This window comes from Amycolatopsis plumensis (assembly GCF_042652605.1).
Classification (GTDB): Bacteria; Actinomycetota; Actinomycetes; order Mycobacteriales; family Pseudonocardiaceae; genus Amycolatopsis; species Amycolatopsis plumensis.
Map to the genome: position 1 here is coordinate 8,829,937 of NZ_JBHSJY010000001.1, position 19,291 is coordinate 8,849,227.

The 19,291-nt window shown below is 70.1% G+C and carries 29 protein-coding genes; 16 read left to right on the plus strand and 13 right to left on the minus strand.

The window, feature by feature from the left end:
- The first annotated feature begins 5 nt into the window (after window positions 1–5).
- From asnB to ACFPLC_RS42450, 6 genes are read left to right on the plus strand one after another with little or no spacing between them, the layout of a single operon-like run.
- Window positions 6–1,802 (plus strand): asparagine synthase (glutamine-hydrolyzing), encoded by a 1,797-nt coding sequence (gene asnB / locus ACFPLC_RS42425; RefSeq protein ID WP_378194606.1) that lies wholly within the window; start codon window positions 6–8, stop codon window positions 1,800–1,802.
- The gene (locus ACFPLC_RS42430) at window positions 1,802–2,842 is read left to right on the plus strand and encodes a PrpF domain-containing protein (RefSeq protein ID WP_378194609.1); all 1,041 of its coding nucleotides are present in this window, start codon (window positions 1,802–1,804) and stop codon (window positions 2,840–2,842) included. The genes asnB and ACFPLC_RS42430 overlap by 1 nt, the downstream gene beginning before the upstream one ends.
- A complete protein-coding gene (locus ACFPLC_RS42435) occupies window positions 2,824–3,951 on the plus strand; it encodes an acyl-CoA dehydrogenase family protein (RefSeq protein WP_378194612.1) in 1,128 nt (375 codons plus the stop codon). The genes ACFPLC_RS42430 and ACFPLC_RS42435 overlap by 19 nt, the downstream gene beginning before the upstream one ends.
- Window positions 3,948–5,324, plus strand: coding sequence for a dihydroorotase (locus tag ACFPLC_RS42440; protein ID WP_378194615.1), 1,377 nt, complete (start codon window positions 3,948–3,950; stop codon window positions 5,322–5,324). Before ACFPLC_RS42435 ends, ACFPLC_RS42440 begins: the two co-directional genes overlap by 4 nt.
- Window positions 5,321–5,803 (plus strand): flavin reductase family protein, encoded by a 483-nt coding sequence (locus tag ACFPLC_RS42445; protein WP_378194618.1) that lies wholly within the window; start codon window positions 5,321–5,323, stop codon window positions 5,801–5,803. The genes ACFPLC_RS42440 and ACFPLC_RS42445 overlap by 4 nt, the downstream gene beginning before the upstream one ends.
- A gap of 19 nt (window positions 5,804–5,822) precedes the next feature.
- Window positions 5,823–6,275, plus strand: a complete 453-nt coding sequence (locus ACFPLC_RS42450) for a luciferase domain-containing protein (RefSeq protein WP_378194621.1) — start codon at window positions 5,823–5,825, stop codon at window positions 6,273–6,275.
- Window positions 6,276–6,396: 121 nt separating this feature from the next.
- On the opposite strand, the gene ACFPLC_RS42455 is transcribed toward ACFPLC_RS42450, so the two are convergent.
- From ACFPLC_RS42455 to ACFPLC_RS42465, 3 genes are read right to left on the minus strand one after another with little or no spacing between them, the layout of a single operon-like run.
- Window positions 6,397–7,026 (minus strand): hypothetical protein, encoded by a 630-nt coding sequence (locus tag ACFPLC_RS42455; RefSeq protein ID WP_378194624.1) that lies wholly within the window; start codon window positions 7,024–7,026, stop codon window positions 6,397–6,399.
- On the minus strand, window positions 7,026–7,349 hold the full coding sequence (locus ACFPLC_RS42460) for a hypothetical protein (RefSeq protein WP_378194627.1): 324 nt from the start codon (window positions 7,347–7,349) through the stop codon (window positions 7,026–7,028). Before ACFPLC_RS42460 ends, ACFPLC_RS42455 begins: the two co-directional genes overlap by 1 nt.
- A 16-nt stretch (window positions 7,350–7,365) precedes the next feature.
- Window positions 7,366–7,668, minus strand: a complete 303-nt coding sequence (locus ACFPLC_RS42465; RefSeq protein WP_378194630.1) for a hypothetical protein — start codon at window positions 7,666–7,668, stop codon at window positions 7,366–7,368.
- A gap of 96 nt (window positions 7,669–7,764) precedes the next feature.
- Between ACFPLC_RS42465 and ACFPLC_RS42470 the strand changes: the two genes are divergently transcribed.
- Complete coding sequence (locus ACFPLC_RS42470) at window positions 7,765–8,301, plus strand: helix-turn-helix transcriptional regulator (RefSeq protein ID WP_378194633.1); 537 nt, start codon at window positions 7,765–7,767, stop codon at window positions 8,299–8,301.
- Window positions 8,302–8,311: 10 nt separating this feature from the next.
- A complete protein-coding gene (locus tag ACFPLC_RS42475) occupies window positions 8,312–9,514 on the plus strand; it encodes a protein kinase domain-containing protein (RefSeq protein WP_378194635.1) in 1,203 nt (400 codons plus the stop codon).
- A 181-nt stretch (window positions 9,515–9,695) separates the two neighbouring features.
- On the opposite strand, the gene ACFPLC_RS42480 is transcribed toward ACFPLC_RS42475, so the two are convergent.
- From ACFPLC_RS42480 to ACFPLC_RS42490, 3 genes are all read right to left on the minus strand, one after another.
- Window positions 9,696–9,980, minus strand: coding sequence for a hypothetical protein (locus tag ACFPLC_RS42480; RefSeq protein ID WP_378194638.1), 285 nt, complete (start codon window positions 9,978–9,980; stop codon window positions 9,696–9,698).
- A 251-nt stretch (window positions 9,981–10,231) separates the two neighbouring features.
- Window positions 10,232–10,564 (minus strand): SpoIIE family protein phosphatase, encoded by a 333-nt coding sequence (locus ACFPLC_RS42485; protein ID WP_378194977.1) that lies wholly within the window; start codon window positions 10,562–10,564, stop codon window positions 10,232–10,234.
- A gap of 39 nt (window positions 10,565–10,603) precedes the next feature.
- Window positions 10,604–10,753 (minus strand): hypothetical protein, encoded by a 150-nt coding sequence (locus ACFPLC_RS42490; RefSeq protein WP_378236166.1) that lies wholly within the window; start codon window positions 10,751–10,753, stop codon window positions 10,604–10,606.
- 315 nt (window positions 10,754–11,068) lie between these two features.
- On the opposite strand from ACFPLC_RS42490, the gene ACFPLC_RS42495 reads away from it, so the two are divergent.
- Complete coding sequence (locus tag ACFPLC_RS42495) at window positions 11,069–11,404, plus strand: STAS domain-containing protein (protein WP_378236167.1); 336 nt, start codon at window positions 11,069–11,071, stop codon at window positions 11,402–11,404.
- A 253-nt stretch (window positions 11,405–11,657) separates the two neighbouring features.
- Here the strand turns inward: ACFPLC_RS42495 and ACFPLC_RS42500 are convergent, their stop codons facing one another.
- A complete protein-coding gene (locus ACFPLC_RS42500; RefSeq protein ID WP_378194644.1) occupies window positions 11,658–11,879 on the minus strand; it encodes an ATP-binding protein in 222 nt (73 codons plus the stop codon).
- On the opposite strand from ACFPLC_RS42500, the gene ACFPLC_RS42505 reads away from it, so the two are divergent.
- The 3 genes from ACFPLC_RS42505 to ACFPLC_RS42515 all read left to right on the plus strand — a co-directional run bounded on the left by ACFPLC_RS42505 (window position 11,781) and on the right by ACFPLC_RS42515 (window position 12,864).
- Window positions 11,781–12,137 (plus strand): hypothetical protein, encoded by a 357-nt coding sequence (locus ACFPLC_RS42505; protein ID WP_378194983.1) that lies wholly within the window; start codon window positions 11,781–11,783, stop codon window positions 12,135–12,137. The two genes, ACFPLC_RS42500 and ACFPLC_RS42505, sit on opposite strands and share 99 nt — an antisense overlap.
- A gap of 143 nt (window positions 12,138–12,280) precedes the next feature.
- Window positions 12,281–12,475: a hypothetical protein gene (locus ACFPLC_RS42510; RefSeq protein WP_378194647.1), complete on the plus strand. Its 195-nt coding sequence runs from the start codon at window positions 12,281–12,283 to the stop codon at window positions 12,473–12,475.
- A gap of 167 nt (window positions 12,476–12,642) precedes the next feature.
- Window positions 12,643–12,864 (plus strand): hypothetical protein, encoded by a 222-nt coding sequence (locus tag ACFPLC_RS42515; protein WP_378236168.1) that lies wholly within the window; start codon window positions 12,643–12,645, stop codon window positions 12,862–12,864.
- A gap of 13 nt (window positions 12,865–12,877) precedes the next feature.
- Here the strand turns inward: ACFPLC_RS42515 and ACFPLC_RS42520 are convergent, their stop codons facing one another.
- The 6 genes from ACFPLC_RS42520 to ACFPLC_RS42545 form a co-directional block, all read right to left on the minus strand.
- Window positions 12,878–13,021 carry a hypothetical protein gene (locus tag ACFPLC_RS42520; RefSeq protein ID WP_378236169.1) on the minus strand — a complete coding sequence of 48 codons (144 nt, stop codon included), beginning with the start codon at window positions 13,019–13,021 and terminating at the stop codon, window positions 12,878–12,880.
- Window positions 13,022–13,436: 415 nt separating this feature from the next.
- Window positions 13,437–14,072, minus strand: coding sequence for a hypothetical protein (locus tag ACFPLC_RS42525; protein ID WP_378194652.1), 636 nt, complete (start codon window positions 14,070–14,072; stop codon window positions 13,437–13,439).
- A gap of 34 nt (window positions 14,073–14,106) precedes the next feature.
- Window positions 14,107–14,541 (minus strand): hypothetical protein, encoded by a 435-nt coding sequence (locus ACFPLC_RS42530; RefSeq protein WP_378194655.1) that lies wholly within the window; start codon window positions 14,539–14,541, stop codon window positions 14,107–14,109.
- 454 nt (window positions 14,542–14,995) lie between these two features.
- A complete protein-coding gene (locus tag ACFPLC_RS42535) occupies window positions 14,996–15,199 on the minus strand; it encodes a hypothetical protein (protein ID WP_378236170.1) in 204 nt (67 codons plus the stop codon).
- Window positions 15,200–15,468: 269 nt separating this feature from the next.
- Window positions 15,469–15,654, minus strand: a complete 186-nt coding sequence (locus tag ACFPLC_RS42540) for a hypothetical protein (protein WP_378236171.1) — start codon at window positions 15,652–15,654, stop codon at window positions 15,469–15,471.
- Window positions 15,655–15,883: 229 nt separating this feature from the next.
- Window positions 15,884–16,144 (minus strand): helix-turn-helix domain-containing protein, encoded by a 261-nt coding sequence (locus tag ACFPLC_RS42545; protein ID WP_378194667.1) that lies wholly within the window; start codon window positions 16,142–16,144, stop codon window positions 15,884–15,886.
- Between the two features lie 122 nt (window positions 16,145–16,266).
- Between ACFPLC_RS42545 and ACFPLC_RS42550 the strand changes: the two genes are divergently transcribed.
- The 4 genes from ACFPLC_RS42550 to ACFPLC_RS42565 are packed head-to-tail and all read left to right on the plus strand — an operon-like array spanning window position 16,267 to window position 19,150.
- The gene (locus ACFPLC_RS42550; RefSeq protein ID WP_378194670.1) at window positions 16,267–16,602 is read left to right on the plus strand and encodes a hypothetical protein; all 336 of its coding nucleotides are present in this window, start codon (window positions 16,267–16,269) and stop codon (window positions 16,600–16,602) included.
- Window positions 16,599–17,774 carry an MFS transporter gene (locus tag ACFPLC_RS42555; RefSeq protein ID WP_378194673.1) on the plus strand — a complete coding sequence of 392 codons (1,176 nt, stop codon included), beginning with the start codon at window positions 16,599–16,601 and terminating at the stop codon, window positions 17,772–17,774. Before ACFPLC_RS42550 ends, ACFPLC_RS42555 begins: the two co-directional genes overlap by 4 nt.
- Entirely contained in the window at window positions 17,774–18,112 is a 339-nt protein-coding gene (locus ACFPLC_RS42560) for a hypothetical protein (RefSeq protein ID WP_378194676.1), read from the plus strand. Before ACFPLC_RS42555 ends, ACFPLC_RS42560 begins: the two co-directional genes overlap by 1 nt.
- A gap of 45 nt (window positions 18,113–18,157) precedes the next feature.
- Window positions 18,158–19,150 (plus strand): ABC transporter substrate-binding protein, encoded by a 993-nt coding sequence (locus tag ACFPLC_RS42565; RefSeq protein WP_378194679.1) that lies wholly within the window; start codon window positions 18,158–18,160, stop codon window positions 19,148–19,150.
- Window positions 19,151–19,291 lie beyond the last annotated feature (141 nt).

A 19,291-nucleotide genomic window follows, 5' to 3' on the forward strand; every position in this document is an offset into this window, starting at 1 on the left:
TCCTCATGTGCCGGATCTACGGACACCTGGGCGGGAACCTGGCGCACCACCACCTGCGCGCGGTTTCGGCGCTGCAGCGGCACGGCGGCCCGGATGCCCGCTTCAGCGCCATCGGGGACAGCTGGGCTCTTGGCAACAACCGGCTGGCCATCATGGACCTCGACGGCGGCGAGCAACCCTACCGCCTCGGCCGCGACATCAAGGTCGTCTTCAACGGTGAGATCTACAACCACGCCGAGCTGCGCTGCAAGCTGCACGCGGCGGGATACGTGTTCCACGACCACTGTGACGGCAACGTGCTGCCCGCGCTGTACCACAAGTACGGCCTGGACTTCGTCGACCACCTCGACGGGATGTACGCCATCGCGGTGCTCGACCTGCGGGCGGAGCCTAAGCTGGTGCTCGCGACCGACGACGCGGGCATGAAGCCGCTGTACTACCACGAAGACCCGGCAAAACAGGAGCTGCACTTCTCCTCGGAGCTGCCCGCGCTGCTGAGCGTCCCCGGCGTGCAGTGGGCGCGGTGGGAGGAGGGGCTCGACAGCTACCTGACCACCAAGACGCCGTTCGGCGAGCGGACGATGTTCGAGCGGGTCCGGGTGCTGCCGCGGGCGGTCACCGCCGTCTACACGCGCTCGAGCGGGCTGAAGATTTCGCGGCGTGCGGAAAGCCAACTCCCGGCCGCCGACGGAGGCAGCCTGGAGGCGGCCGGGACCCGGGTGCGCGACATCCTGCGCACAGAGACCCATCGGCTCGCACTGGCCGACGTGCCGATCTCCACGATCACCAGCGGCGGCCTCGACTCGAGCCTGGTGACAGCGCTGCTGGCGGAGAAGGTGCCGCACGTGCACGCGTTCAACATCGCCTACACCGGTGACTGGCCGTTCGACGAAAAGAAGTATGCCCGCGAAGTCGCCGCCCGCTGCGGCGCGACCTACCACCAGATCGAGGCGGACCCGGCAACGTTCCCGGACCTGCTCGAGGAGGTCGTGTGGCACCTGGGCCAGCCGAACGCGGACCCGATCACGCTCAGCACCTACCTGTTGTTCAAGGGCGTGCACGACGCCGGGTTCAAGGTAGCGCTCTCCGGTGACGCGGCGGACGAGATCTTCGGCGGCTACAACAGGATTCGCGACGCGCTGCTCGGCACCGAGGACTGGCCGAACGGGTACGTGGAGGCGCTCGCCGCGGTGCCGTCGGCACTGCGCGACCGCCTATACACCGACGACTACCGGGACCTGCTGCGGCAGCGAGGCACCGAAGCCGAGCGGATCGAGAACCGCCTGCGTGCCGCCGGCGGCGACCGGCTGGCCGCGATCACCGAGTTCGAAGTGGACGAGCGGCTGCCCGCCTACCACCTGCGCCGGGTCGACCACCTCAGCATGGCGCACGCGGTCGAGGTGCGGCTGCCGTTCTGCCAGCGGTCGGTGACCCGGCTGGCGCGGCGGCTGCCCACCGAGCACCGGGTGCGCGGCCAGGAGGTCAAGCGCGCGCTCTACGCGGCCGCTCGCGGCCTCGTTCCGGATTCGGTGCTGGAGCGCCCGAAGCAGCCGTTCACGCTGCCGATCACCGCCATGCTCGCGGCCGGGCAGCCGCTGCACGCCTACGCCCGCGACGTGATGTGCGGCCCGGCGCTCGCCCGTGACGGGCGGCTGGACCCGAAGGCAGTCGCGAGGCTATTCGACGCCCAGACCGCCCGGCCCAGCGACGGATCGGCGCTGGCCATCTGGGCGCTGCTCATCCACCGGATCTGGTGCGAGCAGTTCGGCCGCGCCGGCGCCGAGGAAAGGAGGGCCGCCTGATGCTGGCCCACATCGCCCACGCGCACGGCAGCCCGAGCTCCACGCTGGTGCTGCCGGCCGAGCAGCTGCCATCGTCGGAAGAAGCGCTGTCCCGCGCGCTCAGCGACGGCGTCGCCTGGCTCGCCGGCCACGGACTGTCCGCGGTCACCAAGATCGCGCTGGTATCGGCGTCCGAACACCCGCTGTTCGACCTCGACTACCGGTTCGTCCAGGTGATTCCCGGCGATCCCGTGCGGTTCGACTTCCGCGGCAGCTGCGGGCACTCGGTGCTTTCGTCGGTGGTCGTGGCCGCAAGGCTCGGCTGGCTGCCCCGGCTCGCCCCCGGCCACCGCACGCGCGTGCGCGTCCTCAACACCGATGACCACGTGGTGTGCGAAGTCGACGAGTGCGTCCGCGACCGCACGACGTTCACCGCGCACTTCCTCAACCATCCCGCGGTGCCGCTGCGCGAGCTGCTGCCGTTCGGCGAGCCGACCACGGACCTGCCCTACGAGGACGGCATGATCCGGGTCAGCGCGGTCTCGGTGGGGAACCCGTACCTGTTCCTGTCCGGCCACGACCTCGGCGTCGGCACCCCGGAGGAGCTCTTCGCCGCCGGAGAACCGCTGTTCCGCACGATGACCGCGATCCGCCGCTCGGCCGCGCACCAGTACGGCTACCCCGTCGAAGGCGCGTTCCCGAAGGTGGCCGCGGTCCTGCCGGACGGAGAAGACGGCCTCGCGGTGCGCGCGGTGTCCGTGCCGTCCTGGCATCCGACGATCGCGCTGACCGGCGCCGTCTGCCTCGGCGCGGCCCGCCGCATCCGCGGCACCATCCCGTTTCAGCTCGCCGGCGGTGAGACCGGGCGCACCGCGCCGCTGCGGATCCGCACCGCGGGCGGCTGCACCACCTCCGCCGCGGCGGTGACCGGCCACGACCGCGACAGCGAACTGGCCTGGGTCAGCGTCCCGGAGAAGGCGGTGTCGTTCACCGGCACCGTGTCCATCGACTCGTTCGAGCCCCACGTCCAGAAGGAGGACTCGTGCCTGCTGTCGATCTGACCGCGCCCACGCGCCTCGGCGTCGACGAGCTGATCGACGTGCTCGACAAGCACGCCGCCGCGGCCGACGAGGCCGGGCGGCCGGAGCCCGAAGTGCTGGCCGCGCTGCGTAACTCGCCGCTGCCCGGCCTGATCGTCCCCCGCCGCTACGGCGGGGCCGGAGCCGGTTCCCTGGAAGCCAACCGGATGATCGCGCGGATCGCCCGGCACGACCCGTCGACCGCGATCATCGCGTTCCAGCACCTGGCCGTGTGCAGCCGGATCGCTGAGTGGGGCAGCGACGCCCAGCGCGCCGAACTGCTGCCGAAGCTGGCCTCCGGTGCGTGGCTGGCCGCCTCGGCGTGGAGCGAATCCGGGGCGGGCGCGGCGAAGAAGAACTTGGCCACCGTGGCCGACGAGCTGCCCGGCGGCGGCTGGACGGTCAGCGGCGGCAAGGCGTTCACCACCGGCGCCGGCGTCACCGACGTCTACCTGGTGCTCGCGCAGACCACCCCGGTGACCGACGACGACGGCTCGGCGTACGGCTCCGCGGGGCAGAGCTTCTTCCTCATCCCCGCGACCAATCCCGGCATCGAGCCGGACCTGAGCCTGGACCTGGTCGGCATGCGGGCCTCGGCGACCGGGTTCGTCGAGCTGAAGGACTGCCGGCTCGGTCCGGAGGCGCTGCTCGGGCCCCGTGACGCCGCCAGCACGATCATCGCCGGCGTCCGGCGGTCCGGGGCGACGCTCGGTGCGGTGTCGGTCGGCATCGCCGAAGCCGCCTGGGACCTCGGCTTCCAGGCGGCGCAGCGGAAGTCCCTGCTGGACCTGCAGGCCGTCCGGCACCGGCTGGTGGACTTGCGCGGGCAGGTGGAGTCCGCCCGCGCGCTCGTCGAACGGGCCGGCCGCCGCGACGGCGATGACCCCGGCGAGGTGACGCTGCACAGCAAGATCCACGCCTCCCAGGTGGCCGAGGAGGTCGTCGCGGCGGTCGCGCGGCTGCTGGGCAGCACCGGGTACGTGGTGACCCACCCGATCAACCGGATGGCCCGCGACGCCCGCGCCGTCGCGCTGATGGGCCCGACCAACGACCTGAGCCGAGAGCTGGTGAGCCTGTCATGGGCCGCATGAAGAACTACGACCTCATCGTGCGGGGCGGCCGGGTGACCGGACCCGACGGCGTCCGCGTCGCCGACATCGCCGTCACCGGCGGAAAGATCGCCGACGTGCTCCCCGCCGGCAGCGGTGTGTCCGGGACCGAGGAGATCGACGCGACCGGCCGGCACGTGCTGCCCGGCCTGATCGACTCCCACGTGCACTTCCGCACGCCCGGCCTGACGCACAAGGAGGACTGGGCGCACGCCTCACGCGCGGCGGTGGCCGGTGGCGTCACCACGGTGTTCGACATGCCGAACACGCGCCCGGCGACGTTCACCCCGGCCGACGCGCGCGCCAAGGACGCCGAGATCCGCGGCACCAGCCTGGTCGACTACCGTTTCCACGCGGGCGTCAACCCCGACGACGTCTCGTCGCTCGAGGCGTTCTCACCGGTCGAGGCGATTACCGCGAAAGCGTTCCTGACCGGGCACCACACCGCGCCGCACGTGCTGCGCGACCCGGCACGGCTCGACGAGCTGTTCGCCGTCGCCAAGCGCAAGGGGCTGCGGCTTCTGTTCCACGCCGAGGACGACGCGGTGTTCCGGCTGCTGGACCAGTGGCAGGGCGAGCCCGCGAGCTACCGCGAATACGAGCGGTTCCGGCCGCGTTCGGGCGGGATCGTCGCGGTGGCCAAGCTGATCGAGCTGGCCCGGCGGCACGGCACGCCCGTGCACGTGCTGCACGTGTCGAGCCGCGAGGAAGCGGACCTGCTCACCGCGGCCGGCGCGACCGGGCTGCCGGTGACGTGGGAGGTCACCGCGCACCACCTGTCGTTCACCGCGGCCGACACCGCCCGCTACGGCGCCCGGATCCGGCTCAGCCCGGCCATCCGGGAGCAGGCCGACCAGGACCGGCTCTGGGACGCGGTGCTGCGCGGCGAGGTGTCCACTGTGGGCAGTGACCACGCCCCGCACGCATTCGAGGACAAGGTCCTGGACGCGCCGGACGCCCCGCCCGGGCTGCCGGGGGTGCAGGAACTGTTCCCGGCGCTCTACACCGGGCTGCGCCGCCGGGTGCCGGACGCGACCCCGGACGAGCTGCTGCCGATCGTCACCCGCCTCATGGCGACCGAGCCCGCCCGCCTGTTCGGGATCGCCGACCGCAAGGGGACGATCGCTCCCGGCCTCGACGCCGACCTGGTGCTGTTCGACGCGGCGCGGCACTGGTCTTTCGGCCCGGGCGACATCCAGTCCAAGTGCGGCTGGACGGCGTACGCGGGCTGGCTGTTCACCGGCCGCGTCGAGCGCACGATCCGGCAGGGACGCACGGTGTTCTCCCGTGCCGGCGGCTTCGGCGCCCCCGACGGCGAGTGGCTGACGCCGTCTGCCGTGGGAGCCCTCCGATGACCGCGGCGCTGCTCGACGAATTCAAGGATGCGATGGCAGCGCTGGCCGGCGGCGTGTGCGTGGTGACCGCGGTCGCCGACGACGGCACGCCACGCGGGTATGCCGCGACGTCGGTAACGTCGGTGTCGATGCACCCGCCGCTGTTGCTGGTCTGCCAGGCCAAGACGTCGGGTTCCTACGGCGTGTTCTCCCGCTGCACGCATTTCGGCGTCAACGTGCTGACGGCGGAGCAGGCCGAGCTGGCGGCGTTGTTCGCGACACCGGGTGCTGACCGGTTCCGCGGCACCGGCTTCGAGCCGGGCGAGCACGGCACGCTGCTGCACCCGGAGGCGCTGGCGACCGTCGAATGCCACCGTCGCGACACCGTCGACGCGGGCGACCACGGCCTCCTGCTGGGCGAGGTGTGCGCGGTGCGCACCCGGTCCGGCGACCCCCTCGTCTACCACGGCCGGCGCTACCAGCGCGTCCAGCCCGTCTGAACGATTCCGGAGGTAACCGATGTTCGAGATCCCCGACCGCCCGGGCCCGGCCCCACGCACCCGCGGCCCGATCCCGCACGGCCAGCTCAACCAGGTCGCGCCGACGACACTGCAGGAAGAGCTGTGGCAGCGGATGCGCTCGTTGGCGGGCGTGTACGTCGCGCCGACCCACGTACCGTACCCGGAGGCCAGGGCGATCCACCTGGCCCCGGAGTTCGGCACCGGCCCGGCCGACGCCTTCATCAAGAACAGCCGCGAATTCGCCCACCTGCACCCGCAGCAGGACGGCAGCCTGCACATGACCTTGCCGTCAACGGTGAAGAAGATCGTGACGGAGGCGGGCTGGGGTGTACCGCATCCGATCCAGAACACTCAGCTCGTGTACGGCCCGCGCGACCGCGACGAGATCGAGGTGGTGTGGCGGGTGCTCCTGCAGTCGTACGACTACGCCCGCGGGCGAGTGCCGGAGTAGCTCCCGTCCTGACCGTGCGATGGATGCGAGGTGCCCCCGTCGTCCGGAGGTCGGGTCAGGGGCCCAGAGTGTGTGACGAGCTGCCCGTGCCGGCCGGATTCGGCCGGCACGGGCACGGAGGTCAGGTGCAGGCGGCCAGGTGCATCGCCTCGAGGTACCCCCACCGTCCGGAATTCGGGGCATACCCGAGGATCCAGGCCGTCGGGGCGTGCGTCCCGCAGTGGGCCGTCGTGATGCGGAACTCGTCGCCCTCGCGGACGTTGCCGATCACGAACGACTGCGGGGCGCTGCGCAGCGAGCCCGCACTCGTGGCGTGGATCGTGGCCACCGAGTCACCGTCGTGCGCCGGCTGGAACGGGATGGGGACCACGGCGTCGTGGCTGTCCAGGCCGTGCAGCTCCGGGATCCGGGCGCCGTGGGTATCCTTCGCGAACCCAGGATCCACACAGCTCGAAGGCGTGAAACCCCAGTGGATGGCCGCGTCGGACCGGGCGTAGTCCAGCACGAGCGCGTAGCCGTTGACGGTGTAGCGCACCCCGAGGTGGTACGGGGTGCCGTCGGCGGTGGCGCGATCTTTGACCCAGTGGCGGTCCGGCACACCGGTCTTCGGGTAGTTCTCGTAGATCGTGCAGGACGCCTGGGTCAGGGTCGCCGAGGTGGTGTAGTGGGTCTCGTCGTCAGCCGCCTGCGCGGGCGAGGCCGCGGTGACGAGGGCGACGGCGAGCGCGGTGGTGAGGGCTGCGGCGCGCATCAGTCCTGCGGTCCCGTGCAGACGTAGTCGTGGTCGACGTACCCGTCGATGCGGCCGTGCTGCTGGGCGGCCGGCCCGTCGAGCACCGCCGGCGCGTAGCCCTTGATCCAGCCGCCGGGCGTGGTCGGCGCCAGCCGGTGGAACGTCTGGCTGTGGAAGATCGTGCCGACGATCTCCCCCACCGGCTGGGCGCGGACGTAGGTGTCCTGAGCGTGGCAGACGTAGAGGACGTCTTCGCTGGCTTGCGCGGCCGGGGCGGTGTTCAGCGCGGTGGCCAGCCCGCCGGCCAGCACCGCGGCCGCGAACGTGATCTTGCGGTTCATGCGGAGTTCCTTCCGGTCAGCCCAGGCAGGCGCGGGTGGTGAAGTACCACTGGTCGACGTGGAAGACCACGACGCCGCGCGGGCCTTCGAACGGGGTCTTGATGCGGCGGTTCATGGTGCCGCCGCGCGGGACGGAGTCGGCCTGCTCGCCGTAGAACTTGTCGTTGGCCTGGTCGTAGTTGGCGTAGTAGTGCGCGACATCGCAGTGCACGGTCACCGGCTCGGTGATCGACTCGGCCGACGCCGTCGGCGCCGCAGCCGCGATCGCGAGTGCCGACACGGCGACGGCGACACCGCCGGACATCGTTCGGTGTGTCATCTTAGCGATCCCTTCGTGTTATTTTGGATGACAAGCCGACGGTAAAGCTTGTCATCGCAAATAGCAAGTGACGACTTCTGCAGCTACATTGATCGCGTGAGGCAGCAGGATCCGGCGCCGCGGCGGGCGTACTACGGCCTGGCCGAGATCGCGGACGCGCTCGGCCTCAGCCGCCAGCTCGTGACCGTGTGGCGCCGCCGCCGCAGTCACGACATCCCGGAACCGACCGCCGAGCTGTCGTCCGGGCCGATCTGGGAGGGCGCGGTCATCGAGCCCTGGATCGACCGATTGCGCGCCCGGCGTGGCGACGGCGTGGCCGCTCCGATCAGCCCCGAGCTGGCCGCCCGCCTCGCCCGCCGCGTACTGCGGTTGCTCGCCTTGCTGCTGGAAGACCGGCCACGGCCGCAACTGCTCGCCCAAGCCGTCGGCGCGGTGCAGGAACTGGCTCCGGCGGTCGAAGCCACCCTGGATGACGACGACGGCCGCCTCGCCCGCGCCGTGCTCGCCGCACTGGCCGGCGACAGCGCCCCGGCCACTTTCCGGACCCGGCTCGCCGACGTCCTGCCCACGCTCGCGCAGCTGGTCGAGAAGGCGAACGGCGAACGCGCGGACGAAACTGTGCCGAACGGATAACCTTCCCCCTGTGTCCGCATCGCCGCACCCCGTGATCGCCGGCTACCGGCTCGGCCCTGAACTCGGCCGAGGCGGCACCGGAGTGGTGTACGCGGCCACCCGGCTGGCAGACGGCCACGACGTCGCCCTCAAGGTGCTGCGCCCGGAGCTGACGACACAGCCCGGCCACGGCACACGCCTGCGGGAGGAAGCCGACCGCGCCCGCGCAATCAACCACCCCGGCATGGTGCGCATCCTCGACGTCGACCCGGAGACCGGCGCGTGGCTGGCCATGGAGCGCATCGACGGCCCTGACCTGCAGCGCACGCTCGACGACGGACCACTCGACCCCGCAGCGGCCGTCGCGGTCGTCCGGCAGGTGGCGGACGCGGTCGCGGCGCTGCACACCGCCGGGATCGTCCACTGCGACCTCAAACCGGCGAACGTCCTGCTCACCGGGCCGCCCGACGGGCTGCGCGCCCGGCTCACCGACTTCGGTCTCGCCGCCGACGTCTCCACGGTCGACGTCACCCTCGGAACCGGCTCGATGGCCCGAGACGACTGGCTGCGCAGCCTCGATCCCACCGCCGACGAGCCGGCCGAAATGGCCGGTACGGTCACCTACATGGCTCCCGAGCAGTGGCGCGGGGAACGGGCGACGCCTCGATCCGACATCTACGCGCTGGGCGGGCTGCTCTACGCGACCCTCACCGGTCGCCGCCCGTACCCCCAGCGATCGTTGACCGAGCTCGCGCTGGCCGTTGCCACCCATCAGCCACCGGTGCCCAGCCGATCCGGTGCTCCGGCCGCGTTCGACGCCGTCGTGCAGCGAGCCATGGCCAAGGATCCCGCGCAACGCTACGCCGACGTGCCCGCCTTCATCGCCGCGCTCACCGACGCTGCCGAAGGTCGCCGCGTCGCCCGTGCCGGAACGTCCCGTCGCCGGTGGATCATGGTCGGCATCGGCCTGCTCGTAGTGCTCGCGGCGGCCGGCGGCTACGCATTGCTGCGGCCCACACCCGACTCGTCGGCGTCGGTGACCAGGTCCGAATGTGCGGAGTCGGCCACCTTGCGCGACCAGCCCGGAGGCCACGGCCGCACGATCGGCCAGCTCCGCCGCGGCGACGTGGTCACCCTGGACCACCACCAGGACTCCGGTTCCTGGTCCTACGTCCACACCACCGACGGCAAGGCCGGCTGGGCCCTGAACGAATACCTCCGCGCGGCGTGCTGAGGCGGCCTCCGGACAGAGCTGCGGGAGGGCTCGGTCCGGGAACTACAGTCAAATCGCCACGGTCTGTCCGGCAATAAGGAATCGACAGGCACTTTCGAGTCCGGCGGACGCCGCGAGGGCCCGCATTCAGCACACGGACTGAACCGCAGCCGGAGACCATCGGTTGCGCCGTGCAGGCCCCTCACCAGTTGCGGCTCGAGCCCGGCCACGCCGAGCGCCTTTTCCCCAGTCGAGCACTACCCTCGTCCAGTTCCTCGTGCAGAATTGCGTCGACGCGGCGCGCGGCGCGCTTGAAAGCGATGGCCACCCCGGTCACCGCTATCACCGAAGTCATCACCCACCCAGCGGCCGTTGACTGCGACCATACGAGCAGCAACGCTCCCACCATCGCGATCATCAACGGCAATGCGCCGGCCCAGCCTTCGATCCGCAGGGGAAGCACACGCCCGATCGATGACAAGCTCATCAGCGACCACCTTCCAGCGAGCACGACGTGGACGGACGCCGCACACCCGACCAGACGCCGAAGCCGTGCGCATTGTTACAGCCGTCATCGCTTGAAGCACGGGCGGAATGCGGCACGTTGCGTTGCCGCGTGCCGGCCGGCTCACGTTCTTCTCGGGGACCGAAATCGACGACGGTCACGGTGTAAAGCGGCGAGCATGCCGATCCGAATTTCCTTTCGCCCGAAGTACCGCAGCGACCGTGACGCGGCCTTCAGAAGCACCGCAGTGCCGTTGGTCGAGGCGCGGCGGCAGTGACGCGGCTCAGGTCGGGGCCGAACCAGTCGAGGCAGACCACCATGGCGTCATCGGCGGTCCCGGCGGCTGCGCGGCGGAGAGCCAGGTCGGCCAGAACCGCGCCCGGAACCCGCGCCGCGGCGAGTTCGGCGGTGTCGATGACCGTGCGGACGAGGCCGGATTCGCCGTAGAGGTCGCCGGTGGGGCCGATGGCGTCGTAGACGCCGTCGCTGACGAAGACCAGCCGGTCACCGGGAGCAGCCAGCAGCAGAGCGGTGACGTACTCGCGCCCGTCGTAGTGGCCGTGCAGGGCCTGGTCGGCGTGGGCGGGACACCTTCGTGGCGTAGGTCAGCAGCCGGTGGTGGCCCACTGCGATCGAGGTGCCCAGAGCCAGTCCAGCGGCGACGTCGCCGGGCCAGTGCACCGGGTGCGCAGCCGTCCGTAACAAACCACGGCCGTCAACGGCAGCGTGATCAGCGCAGTCGAGGGTGCGATCAACGCGGTCGCCGTGGTGAACGCCGCTGCGACAGTGGCGTGGTTGGAGGGGAACGAGGAGGAAGTCGGATTTTCCGGCAGCGCCCGCCGCGCTGCGACGGCGTCCGCTTGGGGCCGACGTCGCGGCAGCAGCCATCCAGCTTTAGCGAGGTCACCGCGACTGAGCGGTCGTGAGCCGGGCCGCCTCCGCGGCCATGTTCCACAGCACCTCCGGCTGACTCCGGAAGCCGCTATCCTGGCTACGCCAGAGACGACAACCAACAGGCGGATGGGCACCACAGCTCGGTCACCGTGACCGTTCGAAGCGGGAATACGTAGATGAGCACAACTACCGAACCCCACGACCACGGCATCGAATCAGCCTCAGGAACGGCGACCGAACCGATGAAGGTGCGGGCACCCGCCGAGCTCAACGCCGACGCCGCCGCGCAGCTCGCCGCGTCGGCGCTGGCCGGTCCACCCGGCGCCGCCATCCTGATCGATCTCACGGCGGTTGACAGCTTGAGCCTCGAATCAGCGGCCGTGCTGATGACCCTGACCCGCCGGTGCCACGCCGAAAGCCGACCGTTGGCGATCACCACCTCGGCACCCGTCCACCGGAAGCTGACCCTGCTGGGACTGGACAACGTGCTTCCCTTACAACCTCCAGCCTGAGCCAGCGTGGAATGAACGGCCTTGGCGGCCGATCACCCCGAACGCAGAAGCGAACCGCTACAGGCTTACGGCCCTGGCGAACGCCCTCCCGAAGGGACAGACTGGACGGCAAGTCACCAGACAGCGGGCCACGGCCCTGGTTTCGTGGCCCAGGCCAGCGGACGGTTCAGCCACGAGCCCACCGCCGGCCGCCCAGCCCGCCCTCCGGGGGGCGCACAATCGGTAAGGCAGCCGACATGCTCGCTGCTCTGAACTAGGGTTCGCGGGCCCAGGTCATCGTCACGGTCGTGCCGGCAGCGCTCGTTTCAACCGCTGCCTCGTCGGCCAGTTCACGGATCAGCGGCAGACCACGACCGCCACCGCCGACGGCATCGCCGTGGTCGGTGCCGGTGGCGGCCTGATCGGCCCGATGCGGTCGCGCTGGGAAAGCTGGCTGAACAAGGCCGAGCACGAGATCCCGCGGATGCGCGAGCACGCCGATGCCCAGGGCGGAGTGTCCGGCCAGGCGCGCCGCCAGGCCGAGCAGGCCCAAGGGGAGTTCGCCCGCGCCGCCACGCCCGCCGGCCCGGCTCAGGGCCAGGCCGCCGCTACCCCGCCGACCAGCCCGATCCCGGCCGCCGGACCCGCATCCGGAGCCAGCGGCCTCGACGGCGGGACGACGTACCTGCGGGCCGAAGGCCAGTTCCACCAGGGTCCGCCGGAGCAGGACGGGCCCCACTACCCCACCCGCTGACCGACGCTGCCGGCGGGAGTTCGTGTGCGGCCCACGTCCGCACACGAACTCCCGCCCGGCATCGGGTTTCAGCATCAGACGCATCGGGCATGCTCTCCCCAAGTCATGCACTTGTCTGTGGGAGATTTACGGAGACGGCCACGATGACCACCACCGCTTCCGGCACCGACCTCGCGGACAACGGCGACAACGACGATGTCGACAACCAATCCGCCGAGCCTCGCGAAGCACTAAACGACCTGCACGCAAATATCCTGCGCCTGCAGCACGACATCGACGGGCACCTGCACCGCCGCGCGACTCGCTTCGGCGGTGAAATCCGCACCGAGGCTTCCTGATCACCGTTCGATCACGGCCCTGCCCACCGTGGTAACCGGCTATCGGGGGCGCGCGTTGCTCCTGGAGCAGGTGAAGCAGCCCGCCTGGCCCTGACCACGAGCACGGGAGCACCACCGCCATGGCCACGCCGCCGCGCCGGGTCACCCTGCGAACCGAACACCGCAGCGTGACTTTGTCCCCGCACGACTCGACCGGCGGTCGATGCGAGCAGACCACCGTCTTCTATGCCGGGATGCTGCTGACCCGTCTCGAGGGCGACGTCCCGGCTGCAGAGGTCTGGTTGCCGATGGGCGAGGAACCGACCTTCGCCGACGACGAGACACTCATCGCCGCCCTGCACGAGGCCATGCGCTGGACACGTGCGCACGTCGACGACAAACCCAGCTGACCGGCTCGGCACGTCAGCCCAGGAGTCCTTCCTGGATGCCGCTGACTCCCTTCAGCACTGCGGGCGGCGAAGCCGTCGGGCCGCGCCACTGGCATGTCATGGTCATCCCGCAGTTCGACGGTGCGGGCGCCGAGCTGACGCTGCCAGCGAGGCGCACAGACCCTGTCGCGCAGGGTGAGGATGACAGGGGCCGGGATGCCCCTGCAGCGACGCAACGCGGTCTCGCAGCTCATACCAGCTGACCGCCCCCGCCATCATCAGCACGCCACCGACCGTGGTATGCGCGAGTTCGCTGCTCACCCACGGCCCACGACGTCTACGAGCCGGTGATGGGCGAGAAGCGGTTGCGCGCCGTCCAGACGCCGGCCAGACACCTGAACTGGGCAGTGTCGTCGTATTAGCCCGGTCCTCGACCAGCCTTGCTCCTTAAAGGTAGGTCCTACTGTTGCGTTCCATAACCCACACGTAGTACCACTTGTCCTCGCGCAGAGTCCGTAGAGAGTTGTCGGCGAAAGCGTGGATGATACTCCACGCGCTGCCGGTGCCGGCACCGAAAGCGGTGACCGCCGCCGCTAGCGCGGGTCATACACAGCCACGAGCACCGCACCGACCGAGCCGACAACCGCACCGGTGACCGCGACCGCTCTCTTGCGGCGCACCTTGTGCATCTCCGCATGCGCCGACCGGACCCGGTCCTTGATCTGCAGGCCCAGCTTGACAAGTTCACGTTCGGATTGAACCGCGTTGAGCGACTCGTCCATCTCCAGAAAACTCAGACGCAGGAAATCGCGAAACGCTGAGAATGAATTGAACTCCCCCATCGTGATCTTACTGAACTGCCGCAGCCCGACCCCTTCAATGAACGGAAGCTCCACTCGTAGCACTGGCCGCACAAGCTGACTCTTGATCGGCTCGACGCCTGACGCGTTCACCGCCCGCCGGTCACGAACGAGGAAGTCGATGGCCGACGTTGGCAACTCTGGCTCCACCTCGCACTCCTCACCACGCCACGATCTGCGATAGGAGAAGGTCGTGTAACTGGGCAAGTACCATGCCACCCCAGCCTTGAGCAACGGCTGCGCGTCCAGTAACCACCGGCCCAAACCCTCAAGGTCGGAGCACCTCATCCCGACCCGCACGCTCTTGCCGGACTGAAGGAGGTCCTCGAAGACGTACCCAGGAAGGCCCACGCTTTGCTCGATCATCATCGGTGCCACTACACGAGCCACTTCCCGGATCCGATTAAGGGCAGCCAGGCCAACGTTGCGTAGTCGCGGTGTTACTCGCGTCCAACCGGTGCCATTGCTCGACCAAGACATTGGGCCGGCCTGCCCAGGCATCCGATAGCAGCAGCGTATCCGACACCAACGTCGCACGTTTGGTCAGAAACTCGAAATCGTTCACGTCGGCCGCAATGCCAACGTTGAACCGGGACCGAGACAGGCTTTCCGCATCCCTCACATTCTCCGTCGCCGCATCCCACATGAGCCGGCCGTACTCCTCCGCCACCCACTGTGACCCCGAGCGCCAACGGCGAGACGACGGCATGAACGGCAACATCGCGCCGAATACCTCTTCCGCATGATAGAGGGCTCCTTGAGCCTTGATGGCGCCGAATACATTCCACATCCGGCGCGCGACGACCTCATCTTGCACGACCTTGCCGCGACGGGGCATACCCACGGATCGTAGTCGCTCACCCGCGAACCCGGCCTCCCTACCGGCCGAGCCCACCGAGCGTCCGCTGGCCAGCCGCCACCGCCGACTCGGCGGCGGCAGCTGCCGCCGCAGCTCCTCGACTGGATCGTGAGTTCTGCTGGCCGGAGAGGCCTCCGCGTGCGTCCCGACGGTCGACCTATTCGCTGGTCGTCGACCGTTTCCCGCCGAGGAATTTGACGTAGGCGGACAGATCACCAGCCGCTTGCGTGACGGCGTTGCTCAGGTCGTTCGTGCCCTCGACCGCCTCGGCCAGTAAACCCCAGGTGCAAGAGCGGAGGCGAGACGAGCTGTAGGCAGATTGACTGGATGCCGCTCCGCGACACGCGGGGCTCGGTCATCCCCCTCACCCTAGATCGAAGGCACCTCACCACGACGGTGCACGGCAGATACAGGGTGCGCCACCGCGTCACAGTCAGTCGGAGGCGACACCACGTTCCGCCGACAGATCCCGCTCCCTCTCGTCCAGTACGTGTTCAGCCACGAAGAACCGCGCCGCATCGTGGTGCAACCCGGTTAGCAGGCCGGTCAGCTCGCCACGCCGAGTGCCCTGAACTACCTCGTTCATCATCACGCCGGTATCGCCCACCAGCAGGCGAGGCGATCCGACGCGCACCATCGGCGACGTCATCTCGGGCCGAGCCCTGGACCTGCAAGCTGGGCACCCGTGACGGCCAGCCGCTGACCGACCCGAACAGCCTGCTGCGACGGTTGCTTCCAGCGTCGCAGGACTTATCCGGTATCTGTGACGTTTATGGTCACGGACGGTCTGCCGGTTCAGTCTCGACGCCGGCTACCACGTCATCCTCGAGGGCATCCTCAGCGCCGCCCGGTACGGGCCAATCTGCACCAGCTGGGCGCCGACCATCGCGGCCGCACCACCTTCTTCTACTTCGACGTACCGTTCTCCGAAACCGTCCGCCGCCACACCACGCGCCCGCAGGCCAGCGAGTTCACTCCCGAGGACATGCGCGGCTGGTACGCCACCAGCGGCCGGCTGGGCATGCCCGACGAGCAGATCATCGCCAGCTCCTCATCGGTGGACGTTTCGGTCGCCCGGATCATGGTCCACATGGACGGAGAATGATGGCGGGGTAGACCGCGGGCTGGCGCGGAGGACCGAACTGGCCCGACACCGTCACCTCCTGGCACCGCGCCGCCGACACGTCTTCCAACCGTCGCCCGGCCAGTACGAGTTCGTCGACACCTAGCTGCTCACCGCGGAGGTCTGGGTGGTGATGCGCGCGCAGGACTGGCTGACGGACCAGCCGCCCACGCTGCGCCCCGCCGGCGACCAGCCGAACTAGCCGTTGCCGGGCAGGCGGTCATCCAGCAGATCAGCGGCGTGCAGGTTCAGCGCGATGGCGAGGCGCCACAGGGTCTCCAGGGAGATGTTGCCGCCGTGCTCCGCCCTGCTGATGTTGCCTCGATCCACGCCGCTGAGCGCGGCGAGCTCGATCTGGGTCAGATCTGCCCGTCGGCGCGCGGCTCGCAGACGCAAGCCCGTCGCCGCGAGGTGCTGCTCTAGCTTGTGATCGGGCGGGCCGTCGTCGCGCTGGTTCATCGCCCGAGGACCTTACCGGGCCGGACGATCATCCCCGAGTTTGTCGGATATCTTGCACAAAATGTCGAGCATAACCTACATTCGATCAGGTGACGCCTTCACCACCTGCAACCTCACCCGCGTTGCTGAGTCACTGGCGCGACCTCAGCATCCGGGCCGAGCGCCGCGGCCCGCTGGCCGTGGCCACGGACTCCACGCACGCCGGCATCGAGGTGCGGCCCGGCGTCCGCCTTATCGGTCACGGCCACCTTGTCGCAGTCCTCGACGGACGCGACCTCGTCGACCTCCTTGTCGAAGGTCCCCGCGCCCTGCGAACCCTCATTGACGCCTTCTCCGCCGAGTGGAACGCGCACTCGCCGATGGGTGCCTGGTGCCGCGAGTGCGCACGGCCCGTGCCGTGCCCGACCCGGACGCGGCTGGCCAGCATCCTGGCGGCCGGCTCCGGTGGTGTGGCGTGACCACCGCCCACGTCTCCCGCGCCGCGATCGACAGCCCGGTCTCCACCGGCCTCGCGGTCGCCGTCCTCGCGCTCAATCTGAGGCCCGCCGTCACCAGCATGGGAGCGCTGCTCGCCCACCTCGAGACCGCGGCAGCTCTGTCGCCGACCGTGGCCGCGACGCTGGTCGCCTTGCCGACCTGGTGCTTCGCGGTCGGCGGTGCGACGGCGTGGCGGCTGCGGGCCCGGTTAGGGATCCGCGCCGTCGTCGCCTGTTCCCTCGGCGTCCTCGCCGTCTCGCTGATCGCCCGGACGTTGCCCGGCGACGTCGCCATCGTCGCCGGCACCACCGCAGCATGCCTCGCCATCGCGGTCCTCGGGACGCTGCTGCCGGTCATCGTCCGCACAGCGACCCCCGGCTCCGCGGCCTGCTACACCGCCTGCCTCGGCGCCGGATCCGCGGTCGGCGCGCTGCTCACGCCGACCGGGGTGGCGTGGCAGCTCGGGCTCGGCTGCTGGGCGCTGCTGGCCGCGATCGGTCTCCTCGTCTGGCAGGGCACAAGCCGCCACTTAGCAGCGGCGGCGCCAGCTGCGTGGGTCAGCCCCCGGGCGCTGACCCCGCGCGGCACCATCGCCACCCTGACCGTCCACTTCGGACTGTTGTCTGCGGTGACGTTTCTGTTGATGGGCCGGTTGCCGGCGATCCTGCACACCGCCGGACTCACCCAAGCCGAGGCCGGGTACCACTTCGCCGCGGTCATGGTGCTGGGCGTCCCGGTCTCCCTTGCGGTCCCGTACCTCGCTCGTCGCGTCCGGCACACCCCGCCGGCCGTGGGATTCGCCGGAGCCAGCATCGCTGGCGTCACCGGCCTGCTGATCGGCCCCGCCACCGTCACCTGGCTCTGGACTGGGCTGCTCGGCATCGGCCTCGGCGCCCTCGCGCTCGCTCTGGTCGACCTGGGCCATCGCACCGGCGACGACCCCGACACCACCGCCGCGCTGTCGTCGGTCGTCCAGGGCCTCGGCTACACCCTCGCCGGCGTCCTGGCCCTCGGCATCGGCCTGCTCGAAACCGCCACCGGCACCTGGACCTGGCCGCTGTTCGCGCTCGTCGTCGCCCTCGTCGGCCAGGCCGTCACCGGAACCACCATCGGCGACGTCCGCGCCGCCCCGACCTCACCGGAGGTCCGCTGATGCCCGCAATCGAGCTCTACCGGGTCGTCCGCGCGGACGACATCCACGATCTCAAGGCCGGGCAGGTGGTCGAGGTCGTCCGCAACGCCGGTCCGCAGATGTTGGACGACGTGATCCGCGGCTGGGTCGAGCAGCTCACCGCTCAAGCGGTGCTCAGCGCCGGAACCGCGATCGCCGTCCACGGCGAGACCGCGACCATCCGCCAGCCCCGACAGCCCGAGCCCGATTTGACGCTCGGCGCCGGGGACTGGCTCGTCCACACCCGCACCCGCCTGCTCGTCGTCACCGACGACGCCTTCCACGAGGGCTTCCGCAGCCTGTTGCGCAGCCGCGCCTGAACACCCGGTTCGTCCCCTCCCCACCACCCTCGAAGGAGCGCACGCGTGCGCAACGCGAAACGCAACGCCCTCACCACGACCCTCGCGGCCGCACTGGCCCTGACCTCCAGCTGCAGCGCCCTCGGCGGGGACAAGCCCGCCGACGTCGCGGGCAGCCCACTGGAGACCTCCGGGCTCACGGTGTCGATCATCAGCACGGTCGACCTCGCCCCACTCTGGGCCGCCCAGGACGCCAGCTACTTCGCCGCCGAAGGCCTCAACGTCAAGATCGACGTCGCGCAGTCCGGCGACAAGACGATGACGAAGGTCATCGCCGGCGAAGCCAACATCGCCCTGACCACCTGGACGCTGCTGTTCAAGGCCCAGAGCGAAGGCGTCGCCGACTTCCGGCTGGTCGCCGACGCCACCACGGCCACGCCGAAGAGCAACAAGATCGTCACCGTCCCGACCTCGCCGGTCAAGCACGTCGAAGATCTGCCCGGCAAGAAGATCGGGATCACCAGCAAGAACGCCGCCTCGGACGTCCTGACGCAGTCGGTGATGCGCGACCGCGGCCTCGACAGGTCCAAGGTCGAGTGGGTGCCGGTGCCGCTGCCGAACATGGCCGACGCGCTGCAGAAGGGCCGGGTCGACGCCGCGTACATGCCGGAGCCGTTCGTCACCGAGTCCGCCCACACCGTCGGCGCCATCCCGATCGTCGACGTCGGCGGCACCGGCAGCACCCAGAACTTCCCGCTCACCGGCTACGCCACCACCGCCCAGTGGGCGCAGGCCAACCCCAAGACGATCGCGGCGTTCCAGCGGGCGATCGCCAAGGGCACCCGCAACGCGCTCAACGACCGCGGCCTCGTCGAACGCCTCGTCGTGAAGTACGCCAAGGTCACCGAGGCCACCGCGGCGCTGATGGAGCTCCCCGGCTACGGCGCCACGCTCGACGCCCGCCGCCTGCAGCGCGTTCCGGACACCCTGCTCCAGCTCGGCATCATCCCGTCCGCCATCGACGCCAGCCGCATGATCGTCCGCCAGCCCACCAGCTGATCAGCGCCACCAAGGTCAACGGCCCACGACACCATCCCCGTCGTGGGCCGTTCTCATCTCCTCGGACGGCACCCGATCACCAGCCAGGTCGGCTTCCCGTTGCGGCTGCTCAAGAACAATCGCGGGCACGGGCAGCGCCAC